Origin of the sequence: Parashewanella hymeniacidonis (genome assembly GCF_016900895.1) — a bacterium.
Lineage (GTDB): Bacteria > Pseudomonadota > Gammaproteobacteria > Enterobacterales > Shewanellaceae > Parashewanella > Parashewanella hymeniacidonis.
The window spans coordinates 42,946-66,007 of the sequence record NZ_JAFEUN010000006.1; the positions used below are offsets into that span (position 1 = coordinate 42,946).

General features: G+C 42.6%; 39 protein-coding genes. 7 read left to right on the forward strand and 32 right to left on the reverse strand.

Annotated features, from left to right (window positions below; genetic code table 11):
* Nucleotides 1-2 precede the first annotated feature (2 nt).
* The 29 genes from JQC92_RS02315 to JQC92_RS02455 form a co-directional block, all read right to left on the reverse strand.
* Nucleotides 3-656, reverse strand: coding sequence for a phage adaptor protein (locus JQC92_RS02315; protein WP_204998129.1), 654 nt, complete (start codon nt 654-656; stop codon nt 3-5).
* On the reverse strand, nt 656-1,222 hold the full coding sequence (locus tag JQC92_RS02320; protein WP_204998130.1) for a hypothetical protein: 567 nt from the start codon (nt 1,220-1,222) through the stop codon (nt 656-658). The genes JQC92_RS02315 and JQC92_RS02320 overlap by 1 nt, the downstream gene beginning before the upstream one ends.
* Nucleotides 1,223-1,224: 2 nt before the next feature.
* Complete coding sequence (locus JQC92_RS02325; protein WP_204998131.1) at nt 1,225-1,671, reverse strand: hypothetical protein; 447 nt, start codon at nt 1,669-1,671, stop codon at nt 1,225-1,227.
* 67 nt (nt 1,672-1,738) lie between these two features.
* Nucleotides 1,739-2,122, reverse strand: a complete 384-nt coding sequence (locus JQC92_RS02330) for a hypothetical protein (protein ID WP_204998132.1) — start codon at nt 2,120-2,122, stop codon at nt 1,739-1,741.
* A gap of 71 nt (nt 2,123-2,193) precedes the next feature.
* Nucleotides 2,194-3,402 (reverse strand): N4-gp56 family major capsid protein, encoded by a 1,209-nt coding sequence (locus JQC92_RS02335; protein ID WP_204998133.1) that lies wholly within the window; start codon nt 3,400-3,402, stop codon nt 2,194-2,196.
* A 12-nt stretch (nt 3,403-3,414) separates the two neighbouring features.
* The gene (locus JQC92_RS02340) at nt 3,415-4,503 is read right to left on the reverse strand and encodes a hypothetical protein (protein ID WP_204998134.1); all 1,089 of its coding nucleotides are present in this window, start codon (nt 4,501-4,503) and stop codon (nt 3,415-3,417) included.
* A gap of 141 nt (nt 4,504-4,644) precedes the next feature.
* Nucleotides 4,645-4,851: a hypothetical protein gene (locus tag JQC92_RS02345; protein ID WP_204998135.1), complete on the reverse strand. Its 207-nt coding sequence runs from the start codon at nt 4,849-4,851 to the stop codon at nt 4,645-4,647.
* A 2-nt stretch (nt 4,852-4,853) separates the two neighbouring features.
* Complete coding sequence (locus JQC92_RS02350; RefSeq protein WP_204998136.1) at nt 4,854-5,258, reverse strand: RyR domain-containing protein; 405 nt, start codon at nt 5,256-5,258, stop codon at nt 4,854-4,856.
* The gene (locus JQC92_RS02355) at nt 5,258-7,354 is read right to left on the reverse strand and encodes a portal protein (RefSeq protein WP_204998137.1); all 2,097 of its coding nucleotides are present in this window, start codon (nt 7,352-7,354) and stop codon (nt 5,258-5,260) included. Before JQC92_RS02355 ends, JQC92_RS02350 begins: the two co-directional genes overlap by 1 nt.
* 4 nt (nt 7,355-7,358) lie before the next feature.
* Complete coding sequence (locus JQC92_RS02360) at nt 7,359-9,098, reverse strand: terminase large subunit (protein ID WP_204998138.1); 1,740 nt, start codon at nt 9,096-9,098, stop codon at nt 7,359-7,361.
* The gene (locus JQC92_RS02365) at nt 9,095-9,862 is read right to left on the reverse strand and encodes a hypothetical protein (protein ID WP_204998139.1); all 768 of its coding nucleotides are present in this window, start codon (nt 9,860-9,862) and stop codon (nt 9,095-9,097) included. Before JQC92_RS02365 ends, JQC92_RS02360 begins: the two co-directional genes overlap by 4 nt.
* Nucleotides 9,862-10,197 (reverse strand): phage holin family protein, encoded by a 336-nt coding sequence (locus tag JQC92_RS02370; protein WP_204998140.1) that lies wholly within the window; start codon nt 10,195-10,197, stop codon nt 9,862-9,864. The genes JQC92_RS02365 and JQC92_RS02370 overlap by 1 nt, the downstream gene beginning before the upstream one ends.
* Complete coding sequence (locus JQC92_RS02375) at nt 10,197-10,691, reverse strand: hypothetical protein (RefSeq protein WP_204998141.1); 495 nt, start codon at nt 10,689-10,691, stop codon at nt 10,197-10,199. The genes JQC92_RS02370 and JQC92_RS02375 overlap by 1 nt, the downstream gene beginning before the upstream one ends.
* A gap of 11 nt (nt 10,692-10,702) precedes the next feature.
* Nucleotides 10,703-11,131 carry a M15 family metallopeptidase gene (locus JQC92_RS02380; protein ID WP_204998142.1) on the reverse strand — a complete coding sequence of 143 codons (429 nt, stop codon included), beginning with the start codon at nt 11,129-11,131 and terminating at the stop codon, nt 10,703-10,705.
* Nucleotides 11,132-11,321: 190 nt separating this feature from the next.
* Nucleotides 11,322-11,561 carry a hypothetical protein gene (locus JQC92_RS02385; RefSeq protein WP_204998143.1) on the reverse strand — a complete coding sequence of 80 codons (240 nt, stop codon included), beginning with the start codon at nt 11,559-11,561 and terminating at the stop codon, nt 11,322-11,324.
* Complete coding sequence (locus JQC92_RS02390; RefSeq protein WP_204998144.1) at nt 11,558-11,923, reverse strand: hypothetical protein; 366 nt, start codon at nt 11,921-11,923, stop codon at nt 11,558-11,560. The genes JQC92_RS02385 and JQC92_RS02390 overlap by 4 nt, the downstream gene beginning before the upstream one ends.
* A gap of 74 nt (nt 11,924-11,997) precedes the next feature.
* The gene (locus JQC92_RS02395) at nt 11,998-12,564 is read right to left on the reverse strand and encodes a hypothetical protein (protein ID WP_204998145.1); all 567 of its coding nucleotides are present in this window, start codon (nt 12,562-12,564) and stop codon (nt 11,998-12,000) included.
* A 6-nt stretch (nt 12,565-12,570) separates the two neighbouring features.
* Nucleotides 12,571-12,987 carry a hypothetical protein gene (locus tag JQC92_RS02400; RefSeq protein WP_204998146.1) on the reverse strand — a complete coding sequence of 139 codons (417 nt, stop codon included), beginning with the start codon at nt 12,985-12,987 and terminating at the stop codon, nt 12,571-12,573.
* The gene (locus JQC92_RS02405) at nt 12,984-13,286 is read right to left on the reverse strand and encodes a nuclease domain-containing protein (RefSeq protein ID WP_204998147.1); all 303 of its coding nucleotides are present in this window, start codon (nt 13,284-13,286) and stop codon (nt 12,984-12,986) included. Before JQC92_RS02405 ends, JQC92_RS02400 begins: the two co-directional genes overlap by 4 nt.
* On the reverse strand, nt 13,287-13,763 hold the full coding sequence (locus tag JQC92_RS02410; RefSeq protein WP_204998148.1) for a DUF1367 family protein: 477 nt from the start codon (nt 13,761-13,763) through the stop codon (nt 13,287-13,289). It lies immediately after the preceding gene.
* Entirely contained in the window at nt 13,756-14,070 is a 315-nt protein-coding gene (locus tag JQC92_RS02415) for a hypothetical protein (RefSeq protein WP_204998149.1), read from the reverse strand. Before JQC92_RS02415 ends, JQC92_RS02410 begins: the two co-directional genes overlap by 8 nt.
* An 8-nt stretch (nt 14,071-14,078) precedes the next feature.
* A complete protein-coding gene (locus JQC92_RS02420) occupies nt 14,079-14,396 on the reverse strand; it encodes a hypothetical protein (RefSeq protein WP_204998150.1) in 318 nt (105 codons plus the stop codon).
* Nucleotide 14,397: 1 nt separating this feature from the next.
* On the reverse strand, nt 14,398-14,826 hold the full coding sequence (locus JQC92_RS02425) for a hypothetical protein (RefSeq protein WP_204998151.1): 429 nt from the start codon (nt 14,824-14,826) through the stop codon (nt 14,398-14,400).
* Nucleotides 14,816-15,550, reverse strand: a complete 735-nt coding sequence (locus JQC92_RS02430) for an ATP-binding protein (RefSeq protein WP_204998152.1) — start codon at nt 15,548-15,550, stop codon at nt 14,816-14,818. The genes JQC92_RS02425 and JQC92_RS02430 overlap by 11 nt, the downstream gene beginning before the upstream one ends.
* Complete coding sequence (locus JQC92_RS02435; RefSeq protein ID WP_204998153.1) at nt 15,547-16,362, reverse strand: helix-turn-helix domain-containing protein; 816 nt, start codon at nt 16,360-16,362, stop codon at nt 15,547-15,549. The genes JQC92_RS02430 and JQC92_RS02435 overlap by 4 nt, the downstream gene beginning before the upstream one ends.
* Entirely contained in the window at nt 16,359-16,607 is a 249-nt protein-coding gene (locus JQC92_RS02440; protein ID WP_204998154.1) for a hypothetical protein, read from the reverse strand. Before JQC92_RS02440 ends, JQC92_RS02435 begins: the two co-directional genes overlap by 4 nt.
* Nucleotides 16,588-16,800, reverse strand: a complete 213-nt coding sequence (locus tag JQC92_RS02445; protein WP_204998155.1) for a DUF2116 family Zn-ribbon domain-containing protein — start codon at nt 16,798-16,800, stop codon at nt 16,588-16,590. The genes JQC92_RS02440 and JQC92_RS02445 overlap by 20 nt, the downstream gene beginning before the upstream one ends.
* On the reverse strand, nt 16,797-16,985 hold the full coding sequence (locus JQC92_RS02450; RefSeq protein ID WP_204998156.1) for a hypothetical protein: 189 nt from the start codon (nt 16,983-16,985) through the stop codon (nt 16,797-16,799). Before JQC92_RS02450 ends, JQC92_RS02445 begins: the two co-directional genes overlap by 4 nt.
* On the reverse strand, nt 16,985-17,194 hold the full coding sequence (locus tag JQC92_RS02455) for a helix-turn-helix domain-containing protein (RefSeq protein ID WP_204998157.1): 210 nt from the start codon (nt 17,192-17,194) through the stop codon (nt 16,985-16,987). Before JQC92_RS02455 ends, JQC92_RS02450 begins: the two co-directional genes overlap by 1 nt.
* A gap of 113 nt (nt 17,195-17,307) precedes the next feature.
* Between JQC92_RS02455 and JQC92_RS02460 the strand changes: the two genes are divergently transcribed.
* Both JQC92_RS02460 and JQC92_RS02465 read left to right on the forward strand, forming a co-directional pair.
* Nucleotides 17,308-17,763: a helix-turn-helix domain-containing protein gene (locus JQC92_RS02460; RefSeq protein ID WP_204998158.1), complete on the forward strand. Its 456-nt coding sequence runs from the start codon at nt 17,308-17,310 to the stop codon at nt 17,761-17,763.
* Nucleotides 17,764-17,818: 55 nt separating this feature from the next.
* On the forward strand, nt 17,819-18,733 hold the full coding sequence (locus JQC92_RS02465) for a hypothetical protein (protein ID WP_204998159.1): 915 nt from the start codon (nt 17,819-17,821) through the stop codon (nt 18,731-18,733).
* Nucleotides 18,734-18,787: 54 nt separating this feature from the next.
* On the opposite strand, the gene JQC92_RS02470 is transcribed toward JQC92_RS02465, so the two are convergent.
* The 3 genes from JQC92_RS02470 to JQC92_RS02480 are packed head-to-tail and all read right to left on the reverse strand — an operon-like array spanning nt 18,788 to nt 19,833.
* Nucleotides 18,788-19,102, reverse strand: a complete 315-nt coding sequence (locus tag JQC92_RS02470; RefSeq protein ID WP_204998160.1) for a hypothetical protein — start codon at nt 19,100-19,102, stop codon at nt 18,788-18,790.
* A 27-nt stretch (nt 19,103-19,129) separates the two neighbouring features.
* Nucleotides 19,130-19,609 carry a hypothetical protein gene (locus JQC92_RS02475; protein ID WP_204998161.1) on the reverse strand — a complete coding sequence of 160 codons (480 nt, stop codon included), beginning with the start codon at nt 19,607-19,609 and terminating at the stop codon, nt 19,130-19,132.
* A 59-nt stretch (nt 19,610-19,668) separates the two neighbouring features.
* Nucleotides 19,669-19,833, reverse strand: coding sequence for a hypothetical protein (locus tag JQC92_RS02480; protein WP_204998162.1), 165 nt, complete (start codon nt 19,831-19,833; stop codon nt 19,669-19,671).
* Between the two features lie 216 nt (nt 19,834-20,049).
* Here JQC92_RS02480 and JQC92_RS02485 point away from each other — a divergent pair, with 216 nt between their 5' ends.
* Genes JQC92_RS02485 through JQC92_RS02505 form a run of 5 tightly spaced genes read left to right on the forward strand, consistent with a single transcriptional unit; the run spans nt 20,050 to nt 23,062 of the window.
* Nucleotides 20,050-20,394 (forward strand): hypothetical protein, encoded by a 345-nt coding sequence (locus JQC92_RS02485; protein WP_204998163.1) that lies wholly within the window; start codon nt 20,050-20,052, stop codon nt 20,392-20,394.
* Complete coding sequence (locus tag JQC92_RS02490) at nt 20,387-20,710, forward strand: hypothetical protein (RefSeq protein ID WP_204998164.1); 324 nt, start codon at nt 20,387-20,389, stop codon at nt 20,708-20,710. Before JQC92_RS02485 ends, JQC92_RS02490 begins: the two co-directional genes overlap by 8 nt.
* Nucleotides 20,707-21,924 (forward strand): PD-(D/E)XK nuclease-like domain-containing protein, encoded by a 1,218-nt coding sequence (locus JQC92_RS02495; protein ID WP_204998165.1) that lies wholly within the window; start codon nt 20,707-20,709, stop codon nt 21,922-21,924. The genes JQC92_RS02490 and JQC92_RS02495 overlap by 4 nt, the downstream gene beginning before the upstream one ends.
* On the forward strand, nt 21,921-22,889 hold the full coding sequence (locus JQC92_RS02500) for a RecT family recombinase (protein ID WP_239480294.1): 969 nt from the start codon (nt 21,921-21,923) through the stop codon (nt 22,887-22,889). Before JQC92_RS02495 ends, JQC92_RS02500 begins: the two co-directional genes overlap by 4 nt.
* Nucleotides 22,886-23,062, forward strand: a complete 177-nt coding sequence (locus tag JQC92_RS02505; RefSeq protein ID WP_204998166.1) for a hypothetical protein — start codon at nt 22,886-22,888, stop codon at nt 23,060-23,062. Before JQC92_RS02500 ends, JQC92_RS02505 begins: the two co-directional genes overlap by 4 nt.

Below are 23,062 nucleotides of genomic sequence, written 5' to 3' on the forward strand. Positions count from 1 at the left end.
AGTTACTCCTTAATTTCCTGACCAGCCATTGAACCATCAGCTTGGGTCTTTTCGCCCATTTGTGATTTAAATGCGTTTAGGTGCATTAAGCTCTTATTGCTGTTAGCTGCATATTCAGCATCTTTCATGTACGCTCGGTACATTACCCATTCAATAATGGCATTAAGGTAAATGTCATCAAGTCCTATCACCTCACCGCTATCAAGTTGGTTTACGCTGATAACATCGGGCGATTTTGAATACACCAGTGTAATTTCAGTATTGGCCGCTACCGCAGGGTGTAAGTAAAAGGTTTTCGGGTTGCGCTGGTCATAAATGTAGTGCTCTGCGTAAGCTTGAGGCGCATCCGCATACCAATCAGGATAATTATCATCAAGCACTGTTCTATCAAATGGTCCTTTAATCGCTCGACCTGATGAATTGCGAGTAATATCAATCAACCTAAGCGCATCAGCAGGTAAACGCTGCTTTGTACCTTGTACACATTCAAAGTCGTCAATATCTACCGTGTGAGCATCAGGTCTGCGTAATACAATCGCCTTTTGCGCATCATTAAGGTAATTCAATAATTCTTCTTTAGGCCACCGTACATAGCCGTTATCGTTCAGTAGCTTATTGACTCTCGCTACAATTTCTTGCGCTGTGATGATAGCCATTAGTAAAACACTCGCTTAGATGATTGGTTAAGCTTGCTGTTATCGATATCAGATACACGCTCTTGAAACGCTTCCCGGTAACCTTCAACAAACTCACGTTGATAATGTTGGCTCAAGCTGAAATCCGTCCATTCTTGACTAGGCATTTTGCGAAGCGTGGAAGCCGCACCCGCTGCCAGTTCGTCAGGCCAACGCTCAAGAATGCGCTGCTCGATAGCAACAGAATCAGAAATGGGAAGAATTGGAGCGATGGAAAACGTGACTACTGCCTTATCGATACCTTCAACCAAAGTAATTTCTCGGTTATCAGTAACGATATAGTGAGTACCTTTGGTTAAGTCTCGACCGTCAATATCGTCAACACTTAAAACATCAAGAATGTAATAACCAGCATCAGGAGTTAACGTAAGCTCATTCGCCACCTTATCAACCGTTTGTTTACGAATAACAAACTTAGACTCGATACAGAATTTACGATAAGCCTTTTTCAAGTGGTCAATAGCTTGGCGATCAAGCATACCTTGGCATTTTTCACGCACTAACGGCAGTAAGTCACGTAACTCCATGCTTACTCCTCGCCAGAATCTGCCAGCTTTGCCAGCTCGTCACGAACAGCAGCTCGATATTTAGCAACAGGCTTTTTGCTGTCATTATCTATCACTAGGTCGTGCGCTTCTTCAAGCGTGGCTAACTGATTGGAATTGAACTTAGTGATATCAGTGTTCACACCGTCAATAATGGCGAAAACACTGTTATTGATGATTTCTTGTTTAAGCTTTTCCGCTTCTTCGGCTTTACGCTTCTCAAGCTCTTTAGCTTTTTTGATGCGTGCAGAAATCACATCTTTTGCGCTTTCAGTCGTTACCCATACCTTAGGGTAATCAAGCAAGCGGTAAGCGATATCTTCAACCACTTCAACAGGCTTATCTTTCTGGAACACTAGACGGCTTCCCGTAATAGTGTCTTTCTTAACTGGCTTTTCACCAATGTAAGTAATGCTAATTTTTGCTGACATTTTATGTCCTTAATGCGAGGCAAATAAAAAGCCCCGCATAGGCGAGGCTACATGACAGTAAAAAGGCTTAGTAACCTTTAAATCGATACTCAAGCTGAATAACCACTTCACCACTTGCGGCGCCCGTTCCGTCATTGGTTAATACCAAGTCAGAATGGCTATTACCGTCAAGGTAAATAGGTTTAAGCGGAACAACGCCTGAATCAGCAGAAGAACCGCTCACATCAAGCAATGTATGTGTATTGTCATCAACATCAACAAGCTCAACTTTAATGCCAGAGTTAGCGCCTAACGCTTCGTTGGCGTAGCGAATGCCTGTAATTTCTGTACCCAGTGGCACATCAGCGTGAATCACTTGTTTTTCACTAGCCGCAAGGCCGATAGGTACAACAATACAAAGCAACGACAAGTTACCCGCCGCACCACGATAAAATGTTTCTTGATTTTTCATTGGAAAATTCCCAAGTTATACAAACAGAAAAGACGGCCTAAGCCGCCTCAATTAACCATCAACCAAGCTAATTACTGAGTAATAGCTGTATCAAGGTTCAAAACACCAAAGTCATTAACACGACCAGTACGACTTTCGAAGCGGATCTTCTTTAATCCGTTCATCCACTGCATTACGATATCGGTAGAGTTCTCGTAATCGACTTTCTTAGTCATCATATTGAACTGAGCGCCACTTGCAGTTGCACCATAAGCACTCGCCAATGCTTGACCGCCTAGCAAAATCGCACGATCAATAGTTGTGCTAGCAGTAACTTGACGAGTTGTTGCTTTGTCGTTGTTTTCTGAAACCGTAACCGTATTACCAGCGTAGAAACGAACCGGCTTTTTATACTGACGGATAAGAATGTTGCGCCACATAAAGCAATCACCGCTAAAGATTTGGTGATTAAAGCCTTGCCTACGAGTTGATGCTGCCGCTTGGAGCTGTAACGCTTGCTTATCCGACATTGAAGCTCGGAAGTCAGCCCACTGACGAGGTGTGACAAATAACACATGGAATGGGTTCTCACCTGCCATTTTGTCATCTTCAAAACGAACAGGACGAATTGGATTAACCATTTCTTCCAGAGACAGTGCGATATCGTCAATTTTATCAAGCGTTAAAATATCCGCTGAATCGATGCCTTCAAAGCTTGTTGCGTCACCACCAAACAAGTGGCGATCGTACGTTGGAGGCGTAACTTCATTCACCATCAACTTTTTGAATTCATGATGAGATTCAAGCGGCATGATGATGTCATCAGCTTGATAGAAACCACGAGCACCCGCTAGGTGGTACATGGCTTGTTCGTCTTGATAGCGACCAAAAAAGTCTTGCATCAGCGTTTTACCAGTGCTTAACAAGTTATGCTTGGTACGCTTTTGTTGCATTTTGCCGCCAGATTCAACCATCTTACGACCTTGATCAATCTCAAGTTCGAACTCAGTCTTAGTCAAATCTTCACCACGACCTTCAAGGCGTTGATCGCCCATCGTTGGCAAACCAACTAAATCATGGAACAAATCAAGCTCAACGGTGGTTCCAGCTTGTTTTGATAAATCGGTAATACGAACAACTGGTGCACCAGCTTCGGTCTGGTCTTTACCGTTGTTCTTTTTGCGCATTGCTTGTTGTGGAGCTTTGCCCGTTAGCATATTAACGAACGTGTTTTGACGGTTAGCGTGAGTAAATAGTGCGGAACCAAATACTTTAGCCGCCTGAGCTTTAGTAACAGCCATCTTTAAAAATCCTTAAATTAGGTCTGATACATCTTCAAGTAGCGACTCAATAGCCTCTTGCGACATACCTTGCATTTGACCAGTGAGCGTATCTGCGTCACTTTCCAAAAGGTGTGCATGAGAGCTAGTGACTGTGCCACTGCCAGAAATATCATTAGGGGAATTGGGTAAAGGTGATCCAGTAGGTAATTTGCTTTCAGTCTTAGCCGCTGGTGTTTGTGTCTGGATTGGCTGTTGTTGTGGCAACGCTTCTCCAAACGCTAACTTTGTGCGCCTTTCAACTTCGGCAAAACGTACTGAATAAGGTTTATCTGCAAACGCTGGATCATCAGACAGCTTCTTGTCGATGGTTTGCGCCATTTCAAAGCGGTCTACATCGTTTTCATGCCAGTCTTTCAAGTGTGCGGTTTGATTAAATGCAGAATTAAACTCGTCAGGTGCTTGCGGCTCAGGTGTATGAGCTTGCTGTTGCTGTGAGCCTAAAGACTCTTTCAACTGCTCGACCTGTGCATTCAGTGCTGCAATAGCCTCACCAGCATCGGGATAGTCTGCTTTTAGACGATTAACAAAATCAGGATCTTGAAGCATCTGTTCAGGAAGCTTCTTAGGGTCAAGCCCTGCATCTTTCAATTGTTCGGTATGTAAATCTTTAACTCGGTTAAGCTCGTTAAGTTGCTGCTCAAGCTCGGCTTTCTCTTTTGCGAGTTGATCACGTTCTTGGCGGGCTAACTGCTCTTTTTCACGCGCAGACTGAACTACGTCATAAGGTAAGCTGTGTTGACCGTTTTTAGACTTAACGTCCGTTGCTTCAACGAATAATTTACCGTCTTGCTCAATGTAGTTAACTTTGCTTTCTTCACTAGCGGTTGACGACTCCGTTTCTGGTTTTACGTCTGTTTCAGTGTTTTCTTGCTCTGCAACTTGAGCGTTACCGCCTTGCTCTGGTTCATCAGCAACCGCTTCTGTCACATCAGTTTCAACAGGTGCTTCTTCTGAGGATTCGCCAACAATAGCTTCCTCTACGCCCATTTCTTCTAATGCAGCTTCAATTGCAGCTTCATCGCCAGATTCAAGAACTTCGTCAAAATCATTTACGTCCACTTGTTTCTCCAGTTACCAGTTATCGGATGGTTCCGAGGTGTTAAATTCAGGCGTGTCGCTGCCCATGCGAACTGCGCTAGGTTTTCACCAGGCACAAAAAAACCGCCTCGAATGAAGCGGCTTTGTTGTAACGGGTAAGGTCTATCTATTTGGGAATTGGTAAGGTTTGCGTAACCTCAACGAAACGAACCCACAATCAACGTATTTAAAGTCAATGCCATTGCGGTTCTTTTCTTTACGTCTGGTGTTCACTGGCGTAACGACACCATTAGCCGGTATTGTCGGTTGCCCATAAAAAAGGGCGCTCAATGCGCCCAGTAATACGGTTAAGATTGCTTTAATACCCATAACTAGCCACCTTGGTGGTCAACCAGAAGTTGATGCACTATCGTTTTGAATATATGGTCTTTTGCCTGTTGTTCTTTTGGAAGATCAGAGAAAGGAACAATGCAATGATGCGTTTTCTTCTTAGCGTTTTTAACTGGACCATAAGACCAACCATCAGCTAATTTTTGAGCCATCCAGCTCTCATGTGTAGCACTTGCACTGGCATCAGGGTTAAAGATATGAAAGCAGACTCCTAAGATTGCGGAGTCTCTTTGCCATTTAGGTGCAAGCTCCCAAGATAAGTGCTTTTCACCATAAGGGATGCACTGCGCTCGATTTACTTCATGACAAACCTTAGCGATTGCTTCAATCTGCTCTTTGTGTTCCGCTGGGATATCATCAATAGTGAAATTTTCTTTCTCTTGCATTACGCCACCTGTATAGAATCAAGTTGTTGTTGAATGTTGTTTGAAACGTCAGTCTTAATACCTGCTAACTCGGCTTGCTTCTTCTGGATATCAACCAGAATGCTCTCAACTTCTGCCCTAAGCTTGTCGTCCTTAACATCTTCGGTTTCTGCTTTCTTTTGAAGCTCAGCAATTTTCGCTTTCATTTGCTCATTCTCAAGAACCGCCCTTTCCATATTGGTTTGCAGTTCTTGCATTTGCATTTGCTTCATTTGCTGCGCTTCTTGCTGTTGCTGTTGAGCTGCGGCCTGTTCTTCTTCCGTCATATCTTCAGGATTTTTAGGAATGTTCATGGCTTGACGAATAGTTTGTAAAAATTCTTCTTTATTCGGTAAGTCCATCAACTCAACCAGCATAGGAATAACAGCAGATTGCGCTTGCTCTGGCAGCTTAGCCATTGCTTGAGTTAATAACGTAGCTTGTTGTTGTCGATAAGTCGGTGTTGCAGGTTGTGGCATTAAGGCAATGTGTCCACGCCAGCGAGTAACATCATTGTTACGCTTACCTGTTGCTTCATCAATGACATTCACGCCTATGACTTTGCGTTTGGATTTATCTTTGCGATTTACCGTCACTTCCTGATTATCTTGCTTTGCCATATCTTCAATAATGAAAGCCATGAGCGTTTCAGCGACTTTATTACGTGAGTAATGGAAGTTGTCGTTAATCTCAGCAAGTGTTGTTGTGCCTTGCTCAACCAAGTTCGCAATGGCAACACCAGAAGTAGCATTACTGTCCTGACCTAACATTGAGCCATAAACGCCCGCACAATCTTGGATAAGCTTAATGTCGTTTTGCATCAAGCTAAATTGCTGCGCTGCAATGCCGATATCATTCTGAACATTAAAAGCATCAGCAACATTGCCTTTGTTTTTACGCTCAGGGTTTAGCGGTATGTAACCATCAGGTTTTTCAACTTCTTCTTTCAGCTTTTCTACTGAAAGGTTTGTTGCATCTTGATCCGCAATAATTCGCCTAGCTTGCAATAAGAAGTTAAGACGAATAACACGCATGTTAATACCGTCTTGAGCGGGTATCATTCGGCTAATCAGTCCGTATGGCTCACCGCTTGAATCTTTTTGATAGCCAACAAAAGCAATTAAGTTGTCTTTACCATCTGGTGATAAACATGGACGGTCGATTATTCGATGTAAGCCAACAAACCAAGCTTCACGCAACTTAGGAAATGCAGCGCTTTCAATTTCAACCTTGCCACTTTCTACCGCTGCAACATGAACAGGGTTTTTCTCATCAAACTCAATCACACGACCATCTGACATTTTGATGATGTGCTTTCTCACCCAAGTTTTGTAATACACGACCTGTAGTAAAATTCGATGCCTTTCAGTGTCTAACCATTCTGATTGCTCTCTTGTCCAACTTTGCTCATTGCTCCAAGCAGAGCTTAAATGCGGATCTTCATCACCAAAGTCGGTTGTTTCTGCAAAGTCTTCCCAACGGTTAACGGATTGCTCAATCACATCTTTGTGATCGGGAAACGTAGAGATAGCTTTATCAATATCAATCCACTCTTTAAATACTTTCCAGCTACTATCGCTCTTATCCGCTTCTTCAGAGTACCAATCCCACCACACTTTTTGTCTACGAACGAAGCGCACACGATAAGGCGCAGCAAAAGGAATAGGATTACGGGTAACTTCAACCCATCCAATGCCAGCTTTAAGTTGTGACGCATAAGCATCAGAACATGCACGATCCGCATTAGCTAACCGCCAAGCATCTTTAAACTTTTCGTTAATCGCTTGTGCTAATTCTTCGCCTTGCTCATCATCGGCTGAAACCATCAAATCAGAACGGGTACGTGCTTCCATACCTAGCACGCCATCAATAGTAGGACCAATCATGTTATGAACAACATCAGGCTGACCACGTTTAGCTAATGTATCTTTCATGCCACTAGTAAGTTGATCGCCGTCATAGTACGCACACGCTTTAGCCGCAGGGGTTCGCCAGTCTGGTTGCGAGTCAATAGACCCCATTAATGCAGACAGCTTATGGAGCGTTAGCCCTTCTTTGTGCGAAACATGATCTGTCATTTGGTTAGACTTCCTTCCAATCTTTGCCGCTATGGTGTTCGATGTTGTTATCTATCTTTCTGCGCTTCGGCATTCTTGCTCTCATTTCCTGTGCAATCATGTAACTCATTACCTGATCGTCAAAACCGCCAGATTGAGCGCCCATGCGCCCCTTTTTATCGTAAACAAATATATTCAGCTCACCAGTCGTGCCTTTCCAAGCGATACCATCTGAATCATTTGCAAGTAAATCTTCTAAGCCTTGCTTTAAAATTGGCTTAGATTGCGCAGAAGTATGCCAACCGACTTTTGCTGTTTCTTCATCCGTATCTTCACGATCAATATATTCTTCTTTGTAAATACGGCTTGTCGGGTAAATATCAACAAACTCTTGCAAGACTGCGTGACCGTGGTTGTTTCGCTCGATACCCACAAACGCCTTTGAATACCAAAGCCCAACATGCTTAATGATATGAGCGAATCGCTTTGTATCGATATGACCAAACCAGTGAGCCACTTGCCGACCGTCAGACTTAGCCACAACATCAAACGAGCTTCTATCGCCATGTTCAAGACCTTCTGCAACGTCACCGCCGATAGCATAATCTTCATCAGGATCGGGCAGTTCCCAAACCAGAAGATAACCACTTGCGTTCTGTGTGAGCTTGTCAGCAGAGGTCACGCTTAAATCGACCTTACTGTTAACCTTGGTTCTTTTCCCGCTGTACGGCTCAATGTCGTACACAATTAACGGCTTAGAGCATCTGCCCTCGGCTCTCATTAAGTCATCAGCATCAAATACTTTACGGCCGGAAGTTAAAAACGCTTCCATTGGTGTAGATGGAAACTCTTGTTTCATCTTCCCTTTCTGGCTGCGTTCTTTGTGTATGTACCAGTTCTTTTGCTCGTCAGTGAGCGTAATGCTCATTGCAAGCTCGACCGATTTAAAATACTTATCTTGTGCCTTGGTGAGTTTTAGCCCACTTGCAGGAACATGAGCTACATACTTCGGATCGTCATACCAAGGATAAAAATGAAACTTAAAATCATGGTGAGTCAAATTAATGCCCGACTCTAGCAACTCCATGGCCTCAACGGACATTTCAAAGAAGTTACCCGCTGCGCCTTCTGCCGTTGACTCAATGAATATAAATGAGCCTTTGTGAACAGCGTTTAACGAGCCTGATTGAACTTCATCAGCCCTAAGCGGATATTGAGAACATATCTTGCCATATTCAGAAACGTGTAAAACTTGCAGCGTTCCTGAGCGAAATGAAACAGCAACACGAATAGAGCTTTCGTTCTTGAAGTAAATAGCTGCGCTTGTTTTGCTCTCAACGGCTCTCTTCCCCGTTTTTAACCAACTTGGTAGTCGTTCATACGGATAAAGAATTTTAGAACTAAAAATAGCCCCTGCTTCGTCCTTGCCCTGAGCGATAACACCACACTTACGGTTGTTATTGAACAGCGCATGATCGAGAATGAAAACCTGAATCGCAGTGCTAAACCCTAACTGACGAGCTTTCAAGATGATGTTTAAGAACCACATCACACAAAACAGAAGTGTTTGCGCTGGTCTACACCTAAAAAGCACCTCGTTACCTTTTTCATCAGCGATGATGTAAAGGTTATTGATTCGCCACCACCAACAATCAAGATACTTATGAGAACGCTTTAGAAGCTCTGCATCGTCTTTGCGAAGCTCTAGCCGTTCCTCTGGTGTTAACCAAGTGGACTCATCATATTTAGCTGTACTAGGTTTCATTCAGCTACTACCAAATCAACGTCACCATCAGCATTGGTTAGCTCATCAATGAAGTTATCAAGCTTGCTAGTGCCGCCCTGCTCTTTGCGCTCTTTCGCTATTTGCAGCTCAAGTAACTCAGTTTGCATAATACTTTTAGTCGAGTTCACATTAGCCAAACGAGCTGTGTTAGCCACACGTTCTCTATCAGCAATAATGTGTTCTCTACGTTCTTTATCGACTGCAATGCTTGATATTGTGCGGTTGATTGACTCAACTCTTGCAATATTCTTTTCAAGCACAATCTCAGCTTTCATCAAAGAATCAGCAATGCTTGCTGTGATTTCAGGCTTAGTTGATTGCGTTGCTTGCTCTTGAAGCTTTTTAATGACTTCAATAACATCGTGAATACGAGAACGACAAAGACTTAATTCATCTTCGAGTGTGGTTGCTTCAACCAGCTCCTCGATAGAAGGATCTTTAAAATACTTTGAATAGCCGCCATGTTTGCGACCATTTTGATTGCCGACCATGCTAGGTCTTTTAATCATTTTCTCACCAGAGCCGTTTTTATTCTTCTTGTCGTTAGCTCTTTGTGATTTTTTAACTGATACTGACGAACTCGCTTTAGCTTTTTGATCGTCAGAGGCTTTGGTGTTTTTAATGTAACGTCTAGCGGTCTGATAATTTAAACCATTTAACGCACACCAGTCTTTAGCACTAATCCCTGTCTTTTCATGCTCAATCAGGAATCTTGTTTGTAATTCTGCCCAATTCGAAGCCATTATTTATCACTTGAAATGCCTATGCGCTTTTGCACCCAAAGCTCAAGCATGAAGATAGCTCGACCGCCCATGTGACCAGCAATGCCCGCCATAGCACAGGTAAACATATAAGACATTCCCATTTCTTGGCAGATGAAAGCAGTTAACACGCCTGCGAAGGCGCTAATAACCCACTCACCTAGCAGCTCAATAACGCTAAATGGCATGGACTTATCTTTCTTTCTGCGGGTAAGGTAGTTAACAGTGCCGCCCCAAATGGCTAGAACAACTAACCACACATAGCCTAGCCCAGCTTCTACGAGCTGCTTTAAAATTGAAGCACTACTTTCAGGCATTACTTATTTCCTATCCCTAACTTGGCTTTGATTAATCGCTCAATGATAGGTGCGGCGTTTTTAAATGCTCTCTCACCAAACAGGAAGATAAGCACCAGGATATTGATAACCCACAAAGCTGATTCTTGCTGTGCTGTCAGTCCGGTGTACTCTCCCGAAAACCAACATAAATCCATGTAAAGCGTAGCGAATCCCCAAACTGGTCTTTGGCAACCGCGCAAAAAGATAATCAAGCTACCGACAATAGGTAAAGACTTTAAATCTGCCGCACTACCTTCAAGCACTTCAATGCGCCTGTTAAACTCTTTCTGAGCTTCATTAGTTAGCTTCTGGCCTTCAAGCGCTTTCTTATCTGCTTGAGTCTGAATAGCTAGTGAAAGATTGGCTTTCTCTTGCTCAGACATAGACGGAGGAAAATAGTCTTTCACACCATCAACAATCGCAGAGCCTAAGCCACCGCTAAAGAAATCACCTATTTTAGATAAAAAACTCATAATCGCCCCAGTTAAGCCGGTATCAGTTCAAAGTGCGGATAATCTTTAAAACTCTCGTCTAAAGTTCTACCGTCACTATCCCAATCACCGCCCCAACGTAGACGATGTTTAATTATTCCACGCTCTAGCAATTCCTCGGAAACACGTTTTACATATCCAGCGAACAAAGCAAAAGCACAAGCATCTTCCCAGCTTGTATTCTTGAGTTCTTTGAAATAAGGACCAGCATCAACCGCCATAGATGGAAGCAAGTTGTGTTTGGAGTTCGGAAACTGCAATTGTGAGTTACCGCTATTGAATGCCTCTTGTTGTTCTGCTTTCCCTCGATGACCGCAAAAAATAGAGCAGTCATAACGCTTAACCACTTCTTTGAAGATTAATTGCAAATCTATATGACAAGTATCTAAGCGATTATCAGAAGTCTTTCCAAATCTCGGCATTGTCAAATCTCCAAATAAAAAGCCCCGACCGGTTAAAGTCAGGGCTTTGGGTGCGTATGCAGTAACGTGTAAGCGTAGAAACAAAAAAATCCGCTACAGGTTAGTGTGCGGATTTCTTCAACATGGATAATTTAACTACAATTTTGGGAGGTTTGCAAATGTGATTGTTTTGAGTTTTGAAAATTAGCGGTTAAGTGTTTACTTGTGCGCCATCACTCATCGGCATTAAATTGCCCACACTCTCAACCTGCGTTGCATGGGTTGTCATTTCAATGTCACGGAATCGTTTCTTATTATTTCGACTCATACTCATTTGAAGCAAGTAACCATGAGAGCCGTGATTAAAAACCGCCACATCAACCCAGTTCGACCACCATGAAAGCTTGCTTCTGAATGTTGCACCTTCAACTTGGAGTACGTTTACTTTCATGTTGCAACCTCCACATAATCGGCTTTCATCCTCTCAAGTAATGCAATGTAAGCATCTCTAACAGCTTCCTCTTCCTTTTCACACTCAGGGTAATCACAATACTTATACTTGATTTCAGCAATAAGTAGGTCGATATCTTTAGGCTTCATGAGTTCTGGCCTAAAAAGAATATCACCGAACTGCCAAGTCAAAACATCAACAAACCGTTCACTACGGGTTTTAAAAGTTGGCAAAACCTCACCACCTTGACCGCTAGCTTGCGCATTCTCATCATTTGCGCAGTTAGATTGCGCACTGTGCGCAGTATTGCGCAACTCACTACCACCCTTAAATAATTTCCCAATATAATCAGACACTTTCATTTAAAACCCGCTTACACTTAATCTGTTAAACCTGCTCACATTCACCCAATTTACGTAAAATTCTTGCGCAGAACTTACTGCGCAGTTTCTCCATCCTCCATCATCGAATAAACATTTTTAAAAATCTTGGTTTCCCAATCGCCCAATAACTTACTAATCATTCTCGAAAGGCCGTCATGCTTATCGGTATAGCTCTTGTGGTCAATCCCAACCACTTTGCACTTATGACGCTTACTCATAAGCTTTCTGCCGTTGCCGTAACAAGTTCCGCAGATAACTTCATCTTCTGGCTTGAGCTTGATGCACCCTGTGCCTTCGCAAGTCAGACAAACAGGCTGCGTAAACTCAGCAACCGTCATACGAACGATGCCTTCAATGGTTTCAAGCTTGATTTTGCTCTTATTCATCTTTACGAAGATATTTGCGTAGGCCATTAATGCCTTGACCACTTTCTCTAATTTTTCATCGTGGCCACCGAAGCGATAAAACGCCCAATTGGTGATTTCAGGCGATAAACCTTTTAGTGAGTGCGCCGCTACCCTCCAATCAATAACATCGTCTACATTTGCCGTTCCGCTACCACCAGACTTATAGTTGATTGTCTTTGGTGACATTTTTGAAAGAACACGGGCTGGATTCATAAGTAATTAACTCCGTTTCTGTATCGCTAACTCTACCCACTGACGCATTAATCCATTTTTTACTTGCTCAGTAGTCGCTTCGATAATTAGCCAGCCTTCCAGTGCTGCCGTGTTCATTTTTACTCTATCTTCGGTAAAGCCTTTGCCTCTGTTGTGCCTTCCGTTTGTATGCACTCCACCATGCACCTCTAAAGCGACTTTGATTTGTGGCCATGCGTAATCCAATCTCCATCTTCTAATATCGTGAAACTTGTATTCCTGTTCGTAGTCAGGAAGGCCCAATAAATTAAGAGCCACTTTCTTTTTCAGTTCGATAACCTGAGATTTAACACTTGCTTTATCTGCAGTTGTTCTTGTGGCTTTCGGTTTGGGGTTGCCCCCACTTAATAATCGGTACTGTTCTGCGCTTAGTGATAACGTCATTCTGCTTTCAACAATCCCTTATCAAATAACTTCTGCTGCGTTTCTTCGAGTGCATCGAGTAAATCGCCCCAAACTTCATGCGCTGCCATGTGTCTAGTTCTTCTGTCAATCTCGTCATGACAACTTGAACAAGCGTAAACCCCAAAGTTATCACCGCACTTGATCGCTGTTCCCTTGTGTCTGCCTACGTGGGCAAACACCACCGTTTCGCTGTTGTGATTACAGATTCCAACCAATCGAACTGTGCAACTTTGCCCTTTGGCACTGTTTCTAATCTTGTTACTGCGTACTACTTTCATCTAAGCAAATCCATTTAATAGTTGGTTAACTGCGTGTTCCACTTCTTCGGGCGTTTTGAATATGCTTAACGCATTACTCATTAAAACCGTGATGACTTTCTGATAGAGCTCGCCGAACTCAATATCTTCCATATTCGCAAAACTAATTGATTTAGCTCTTAGTCTTACTGTGCCATCTGGATAACCAACAATCTCAAAGTAACCGGCTTGAACCGTTACCCATTTTCTAAACTCGTCAAAGTTCTTTTCTGGTGTAACTTGCTGCCCTCTGTATTCAACTGGCTGCGGTTCAAAATATTCAAAACCTAAATTGAGCAATGCGAAGAACTTCCTATGAAACTTTGGGTTTCTGCTTCGCTTAAACTCACACTTGATAACTTCACCAAGCTTTACCTTCTCACGAATCATCTCTTCGTCATTTGCGCTTAACGGAAGTAATAACCCTCCCGCACTTTTGACTAAAGCTAACTCAGCCATTAGTTGCAGAATCTTCGTCAATTTCAGGTTTTACCGCCGTGGTCGGCTGCTGTGTGCTGCAAATCTCTTTCAATTGCTGCGTCTGCTGAAGAATGCAAGTTCCCGCAAACATCAAAGCATTTCTAACTTCTGCTTCAACGTCTGTTTTCTCCATCATCACAGCACAAGCTTTATTCAATTCGACTAACGCATTGCTTGGGTCAATCGCTTTGCTCTGTAGCGCCTCTTGATTAACTCGCAGACCTGCAACAATCAATTCGCCTGTAGCTGAAATAGATTGCATTGTTGATTTGTTTTTAGTTGTCATTGCTGCCCCTATCGATACATCGTTGCTGCATCATTCAAATAAAAATTCGCTGCTTTGCGCCCTTTCGAATGAATTAATTTTTCATATTCAATTGATACCTGGTGTTTTAACTCTTTCGGTATCACGCTCATTCTTTGCATTACAAAACGCTTATCTGAGTTACCGCCTCTTGCATACCAGTGAAGCGGATAACTACGCTTTGGCTTAATGTCTTGTACGCTTTTATCAAACTTGAGCCTTTTAACTTCTGGTTCGTTACTTGGCTCACTAATAAAATCAAAAATGCTTGGTGCATCTTCTGGCAGTTCCTTTGCAAGCATTCCCATATCAAGCCGCCTCTTTGATTCGGTACTCGAAAGCTTGTGAGTTTTTACGTCTACGCTTTTCTTTGAACGGGCTGTGAATCTCACGCCATCTTGCAGACAAAGCCGCTTCGCTATGGTGAGAATCAAAGCGACTAATGCATTCGGCTCTGATTTCATGCAACGCTAAGAAACGATTGCCTGTTAGGATTTCAACAAGGCATTGCTTAGCGGTTTTCTTCTGTCTAGGCATGACTTGAACTCCACAAAATTTATCTTTGCAAACATTGCAGAAAGCTGGATTTATCGGCTTTCCCATGCAACCACACTGATTCTCTGCACCAGAGCAGCAATAGCTAGGTTCATAATCAACTGGAACAAAAATTTCAGAAGCGCAAGAATCACAGCACCACTCTCTACATACAGGTGCGCTACTAGAGTTCTTACACTGCATGGTTCACTCCTGATGTTCGGAAGCTGCCCCAATCGAAAGTAAGCCAAATGCCAACACCCGATAAAATTCTGTCAACTGAACGTTCGCCCATAGTTTTGATCAGGCCGTTAAAATCTAAGTTGGTTAAAACGCCTGTAGGCTTATTGTTTGCGTCTCTAGCGTTTATCAGAGTACTTAGAGTAACTTGCTCGTTGACGGTGTTTCGCTGCACTCCAACTTCGTCAATCACTAACAAGTCAACATTGGCCAGTTTGCGAATAAAACCATCTTCCGTTTCACTTGAATCATCACGGTAGGTATCACGTAATCTAACCATCAGATCAGAAACCGTTATGATCACTGCGGTTTGATTGTCCTCGATGTACAGATTGGCTATTGCGCTAGCTAAGTGGTTTTTACCTGTGCCATGCATGCCAGCAAAAATAAAACCACCAGATGATTCTTGCCTTGTTTGCGACTCAACCCAGTCTAGTGCCGACTTAACAACTTTCTGCTTACCTGCTGCATTGCAAATAAAATTATCAAAACTGCAACCCTGGTACTTAGGTAAAATCCCACTACGGCCTATTGCCGATTCAGAGCGAGTTTTTTTCTTGTGCGCTACACATTCGGATGAAAGCTTTTGCGCATCTTGCTCTCTAAGTGCTTCAAGATCCTCAAGTGAATACTGCTTAACAGGCTTTGCACTTGGTCTTGCATTGACGATTCGCTGAATACTGATCATGCTGCTGCTCCTTTGTGAAACTTGTGACCCGGTGGTGGTGCGAACTGGCTACCTTTGGGTGCAACGTGGTTAGGCTGATTAAATCCATGCTTTGGCTGCTGAGCATTGGCGTAGTAATTCACTACCCACTGGTATTCCAAGCCTCGCCAGCCTTTCAAAGTCCCTAAGCCGAAAACGTCATCCATTGAGTAGCCAGCGTTTGCGCATTGAGTGAGCTCTTTAGCCAGTCGATTAACAACGGTTTGAGAAAGTGACTTAACTCGATGCTCGTCTTTGCGCATTGCGTTCCAATCATCAAAGACTTGCTTGCTTGGCATTGATGGCCATTTCGAGAAATCCAGTTTTTGAGATTTTTTCGAAGTTTTGCGCTTAATCTCTTTAGGTTCTTTTACTGGTTCATTGACTGGTTCAAAAGAGTGACTGGTTCTGGGTGAAGGAGATTCACTAGGGGGTAGTGAAGGAGATTCACTAGGTAGTGAACCATTTGCACTAGGGTGGTGAATATCGTTCACTAGGGGTAGTGAATTATTTTCACTAGGTTTCTGATTGTCCAAAGTCAAATGATAGACATTAGATGAATTCCCTTTTTCCCCTTTTCGATACTCACGACGAAGCAAGCCAGATTCTTCTAGCACCTTCACATGATTCATTACTGAGCGCTTAGAGGTCTCACAATGATCGGCAATATGCTGATATGAAGGCCAGCATTCACCGTGGTCATTTGCTTGATCTGCAAGCTTGAGCAATACCAACTTTCTAATTGGGCTACCCACTTTTAGTTGCATGGCTTTCACCATTAACATCATACTCATCTTGAAACTGCCTCTATTTGAAAGCGATAACCAGCGTCATAAAGTCTTGAGCAAAGTTCACGAACGCTAGCCGTTGAAGTTCTGCCCCAAGTGGCATTAGCAACCATAGTGTCAACGGCAACCTCACGGTCAGGGCATTCCAGCTCTTTAGTTACACGGCTATTCTGCTCACGCTCAATGCGCTCAAATTCTTTTTTTTCTTCTGGTGTTTCTGTTAAACACGAATTAACACTTAACTGTTCCATGTTTCATCCTCTGGCGTTGCTCAAAGTCATCACGACAATCGGCATCACAAAAGCGCTCACCTTCTTTCAAAGATTCCTCGCAGTTGTGGCAATACCCTGTGAATTTCAGTTTTGGTGAAGTGTCACGGCTCGATAAAGCCGCTTTAATGTGCTGCTCTTGTAGATCAGCTGCTATATCTGCGTTGTCGCTCATGCAGCCTCCTTATCAAAAGCAGTTTTAATTTTTAAAATTGCTTCGTATGAAGGGCTTTTAATTTCGCCAACTGCGACACGGTGTATTTGCGAGTGACATAATTCATGTTTCTTCGCAAAAGCTCTCAGCTTGCGTTCACCAAGTAACGCTTGCAGCTTTCTTCTGATCACTTCTAGGTCGTTCATCACTTGCCACCTTGAACACAAAACACAGCAGGGTTTAACTTCTGCAAAGGAACACCAGTAAGTTTGTGAACGATTTGCGCTCTATTGGCAGGAACAACATTAGATGTAAACCATTGAGAAACGGCTTGTTGACTGACATTGCAAGACTCAGCAATATCAACTTGCGTAATGTGCGCAGGGATTAACTCCCGTAAATTGTTTATCTCCATGAATTACCTAATGCAAGTTTTTCTTGTATTGCCACAAATACTTGCACATTAATTCAAGATTGACAAGTTTTTCTTGTGGTGCATAATAAAGTAATACTTGTACCATTTAGAATATGGAAGATAAGATTTTGATAGGTCAGCGCATAAGAGCTGCAAGGGAGAAGTTAAACCTGAGCCAAGAGGAACTTGGTAGGTTAATGGAAATCTCTTTTCAGTCTGTTCAGCAGTGGGAATCAGGGAAAACGACCCCGAGGGCATCACGCATGCGCAGATTGGCCTCTGTGTTAAAAACAACTCCAAACTGGTTACAGTTCGGCTTGGGGATCTCTAGTAATGAGAATATTGATAACTCGATAAAACTGATCACATCAGACGAGTTCAAAACTCAAATTGCTAGCGCTCATTCCCGTATGCTGCAAACTGCAATAAGTATGGGGTGGATTTCTTTTGGCAGAAGCGAGATAACAATGAGTATCTTAAACGACTTGTTTTTATCTAAGCTATATGAAGAATACGGCCTTAATCCAAATGAAGATGAAAATGAGTCTACCGACTCAGCCACAGGATAAGGCAAACAAATACCAATCGCCCACTTTAATGTGGGCTTTTTTTTAAGGAATGAAAATGAAAAGATTATGGATAACACTTCCAATTATTTTTTTATCTGCATGTAACTCCACACCTGAGCCAACAGGTAAATGGCTATGGGAAAAGCCAAGCCTATATAATCAGCTAGATAAGGGTGAAGTATCTCCTGGGCAGGTCAATCAAACTTTTCAAATCATTAAAGCTAAATGCCAGAACGAAGCTTTAAAAATCCCACTACCACCACCTTCATGCGTCCAGCAAAGCGCACCAACCACTTGTAATAATGCTGGTCCATTAATGAGTGGCTTTTGTCAGGGATATTATTCTCAGCCTCATTGCGACTACACAGCTTACAATGAAGCTAAAAGCGCACAAAATCAGGTGTTCGAAAACTGTCTACACGTTCAAGGCTGGGTAAAAAAATGGCACTCCTTTGACGAAAAAGAAAGTAAACGCCCAGCCACTTCTACTAAAGTCAATGAAGAATCAAGTGTTAAGGATATCGTTAAGTCTATACCAGAGCTTTACCAATGGTATCAAGAGGACGGTAAGCTCTGGGAAAGAGCAATGGAAATTGATAACAAGTTAGCCAACGATCCTAAATATGGCAATTTACCTACCAGAGAGAGATTCTTAGCCGTTGTCGAGAAAGTAAGAAAAGAGAGTCAGACTACAGCAAAAACTACACACGTAACTAAACCCATTAGTTATTCATATAAAGATATGTACACAGGCGTGGGGATTGAGCATTGGATTAAAGAAAACAATTCTCAAGGTAAAGTAATCATTCTTGAGGACGGTTCTATCTGGAAAATTGAAGATAATATTGAAAGTATGCTTTGGCTACCAATAGACAGAATTTCCGTTGTTGAATTGCCAGCTCAAGGGTTTTACCGTTTGATCAACAAAGAAAATGGAAACGTAGCGATAGGGAAGTATTTAGGTAAGTAACACATCAAAAAGCTAGAGCCGCTTCGCTCTAGCTTGGTTCTAGCTTGGTTCAAATCAACCGTTAATAAACTTCGCAAATGAAAGCACGTTCTTAGTCCCTTGTTCATCTTCAACGGTATCAACCATTCCAAGATAATCCTCAACCAATACATCACGCTCATCATTCAGTTTATCGAACGCAGCAGGATCAAAGTCGTCAGGGTGAAGTTGTTTCATTCTGTATTGCTTCACAGCATTTGCTGCAATCTTAGTTTCTAATGCGCAATCTGTATCTCCAGCGCATTTACTCGATACGTTAACTTTTCTATTTACGAAAACAAAGAAATAAAGCCAGACCAAAACAATAGCGATTAAAAATAAATAGTACACACAAACTCCCTTTCATACTTACAGCCGTTATTTCACAGCTTTACTTCTTAGAGTGTAAAAAGAACACACCATTATGATTGCTATGTTAACGCTCGGAATACCATAGCTATAAAAATCACCCAAATAATCAACACCCATCTGGCGATCAACCAACCGAATAACTTGCGTCAAGGCCATCGCTTGCAAAGCTCTTGTTACAAATACAGAGCAAGCCCCTTTGATTACACCCAGTAGATCGTGAAGTTCGGTTAAAATAAACACCGCAACCAAATTGATAAAAGCAAACCCCATGTAATATGAGAGCCTACCGATATCTTTATCAATTGGTGAAATCACATCAATGATGAACGGTCTAATTGCTAAATTTAAAGATTGAACAATCAAAAAGCACAAGACTGCTAGAAATTCAGAGCTGACCCCTTTCCACTTCACCAGGTGAACCAACAACAAGCTCACTACTGATATTTCAACAGCTAGACCAACATATTTAAGTAACTCAATTGTCAACATAATCTACCTAAAGAAAAACCGCCCTCAAAAAGAAGGCGGTATAAATAACGTAACTATTAGCGCTCTGACTTTGGCGGCTCGATACCATCACCATTATCAGCCTGAACTGAAGGTGGCTCAATGCCGTCGCCATTGTCCAGATTTTGGCTCAAATTACCAGCATCTTGATCAAGTTGCTCTAGATCTTCATTGGTTTTGCAGCTTTCACTTGTTTTATTCATAAACTTCTTTTCCCTAAAAGGCTATTAAACGAATAAAAGAGGTCACATCGACCTCAGATTTCCAATCAATAATAAAATTACTAAAAAAAATATACAAGTTTTACTTGCTTTTTTCTGTTTTACTTGTATCTTGTATTACAAGAATTACTTGTATTTGTGTTTCCCATTGTTTCGGAACGTTTCAATTTTAGCGTTAGACATACGGAGTAAAACAGAATGTTAAAACTTAAAGCAGAAACCAACAAAGAGAAGGAAGAGGCGATATTACTTCTTAATCTTAGATTTGCTTGCCTTATATCTAAAAGTGCGAACCTAATGCACTGTATAAATGTACAGGCAAAAATAACAGAACTCGACAAATATTTAAAGGGTGTTCCTGCCCCATCTAAACATTTTGACACCTATTTTTGTCAATTCACTGGCGATCTGTGCAAACAATTCTCGTTACGTGTAAATGCACAAGGTGAAATCAAAGTTGCACGTAAGACACACCAGAAACATTTGGCCAATGTAGTAGCGCTAGAAGTTACCCCAAAGCAAAAGGAGTTAGCTCATGTTTAACAGCCCTGAGCAAGTTGCCAACATGCTAGCCAGCAAAGTTGTCGTAGGAATGACGCAAAAGCCGTCAGAGGATTACATCGAGGCGAAAGCCGACTGGATTGTAAGCGAGCTAGAAGAAGGTCGTGAAGTAGAAGGACACAGCCTAGATAGCATTATCGAAGAAATCCTAGTCGATGCTCACTTAGTTGTGAAATACGCCTACATCGATGGCTCAAAGCTCAACCCAATGACGGTATTGATTGATAAAGCAATCATACGCATTGCAGACAAGCTAGCCCCAAAGCTAGCACAACAAGATATGGAGAACGCAGCATGAAGTTGTTCAAAGTAACTTTTAACCCAATGGCATCAGCAAGGGACGTATTTGCTATGACCTACCGCATACAAGCGGAAACCAAAGCGCAGGCGCAAACCGAAGGTGAAAACCTGCTTGCTTCTGATGGTTATCCACGTAACAAATTTCGTAAGCAAGTCGTTATTGCTGAAATTGAAGCGGAAGTAAAAGTCGAAGAAGTGGAAGCTTCAACCTGCGAACCTCACCAGCCGGCAAGCAAAGAGGAAGTCGCACAGGAAGAAGCTGAGGAAACCAGTTTAGATCCGTTTGCAGATTTTTTACAACCTGTCTGGTCGGTTGAAACTCTAAACCAGCGTTTAGATGCGCTAAAAGTAGGCGAACGCTTAGTTATCGACAACCTAAGTGATGATATTTATCACCAGGTACAAGGCGTAAGCTCAAGCAAGCTAAAGCTGTTTATCGAATGCCCTCAAAAGTACAAAGCTAAGTATGTTGATTGCATCATCCCTGTCGCTGAGAAGAAATACTTCGATATGGGTAAGGCGATCCACACCACAATGTTAGAGCCGCATCTATTTGAAAGCTCATACATCAAGCAGCCTAGCGACATTAAAGTTCGAAACGGTAACAAGTGGAAAGAGTTCAAAGCTCAAGCTGATGAAATGGGCAAAACCGTCCTTACTGCCGATCAGTTTGAAGATATGGTTTATCTCACTCGCTCAGTAGAAAGTAACCACACTGCCAAAGCCCTCACCTCTGGCGGTAAAGCTGAAGTCAGTATCTTTATTCGTGACGCTGAAACAGGCTTGATTATCAAATGCCGCCCTGACTACATGATTGACGAATTAATTGTCGATCTAAAAAGTGCCGCCAATGCAGCGCCTAACAAATTTGGCTATGACGCTAAAAAGCTTGGCTATCACATACAAGATGCCATGTATTCAGACATAGCACAGGTCACAGAGTTCGTATTCTTGGTAGTCGAATCAAGCCGCCCGTTTGTTATCACCGCACCAGTGATACTAGATGAGCAAACTAAGCGCCTAGGTTATCTCAAGTACCGTAAGGCACTCACCGAGCTAAAACAATGTATGGATTCTGGCTACTGGCCTTCGTACACCGAAGAAGCCGTAACCGTTGAACTCAACAACTTCGAAAAAGCCGAGCTGGAAGCGTTAGAAGCTGAGCAGCTTATCAATGATGAACAAGACAACAACATGGAGTATGCAGCATGAACAACGTTCAAGAGCTACCAATTGGAAACCAGCAACCAGCAATGCAACACGGCATGACGAACACCACTGATATGATTTTCAGTGTTGAAGCTATGACCCAAATGAGCAACCTAGCCAACTTTATGGCTGGCGGTAAAAGCACTCTACCAACTCATTTACAGGGTAACCCTTCTGACTGTATGGCAGTTATCATGCAAGCGGCACAATGGCAAATGAACCCATTTGCAGTTGCGCAAAAGACTCACCTGGTCAATGGCACCCTAGGCTATGAAGCACAGCTAGTTAATGCTGTAGTTTCTTCAAGCCGAGCCATTAAAGGACGCTTTAAATATGAATGGTTTGGAGCATGGGAAAAGGTTGTCGGTAAATTTGAAACTCGCCAAGGCAAAAGCGGTAAGCCATATCAAGCACCAGCATGGAAGCCACAGGACGAGCAAGGTTTAGGTGTTCGAGTATGGGCAACGATTGACGGGGATGAAGATCCTACATACTTGGAATTGTTACTGACTCAAGCTCAAGTTCGTAATTCGACTCTTTGGGCGAGTGATCCTAAGCAGCAATTAGCTTACTTAGCTGTTAAGCGTTGGGTAAGGCTTTACACCCCAGACGTTCTAATGGGTGTTTACACCCCTGACGAACTTCAAGGCGTAGCGGCTAAAGACATTACTCCGCAAACTGAGCAGCCACAAAACTCAAAGCTAAACAACGTGCTTAAAAAGGCAAAACCAATCGAAGGTCAGGTTCAAGAAGTTTCAACAGACAAATATGACCAACTTGCTGCGTCATTGCTTGATTGTTCTTCAATGAATGAACTTGACGAAGTTGCTCAAGCGATAGCAAATGCTTTTCAAGCAGCCCCACCAATGATCACGCTTGAGCAAAAAGAAATATTGGGTAAGTCATACCTAAGCATGAAAAAGAAGATCCAAAAAGTGGATCAAGAGACTGGCGAGGTCATTGAGTGAACCCAAGCCAGTACGAGCTGAAGTGCCTTGCTTCAGCTCACAACATCAAAATGTCATTTGACTATCAAGGACAACGAAGCATTCACGAATGCAAAGCGATTGACGGCAACAAAGAGATAACCTTCTCAAGCCGCAATCTAGCAAAACAACATATTTTGAATAGAGGACGTTAA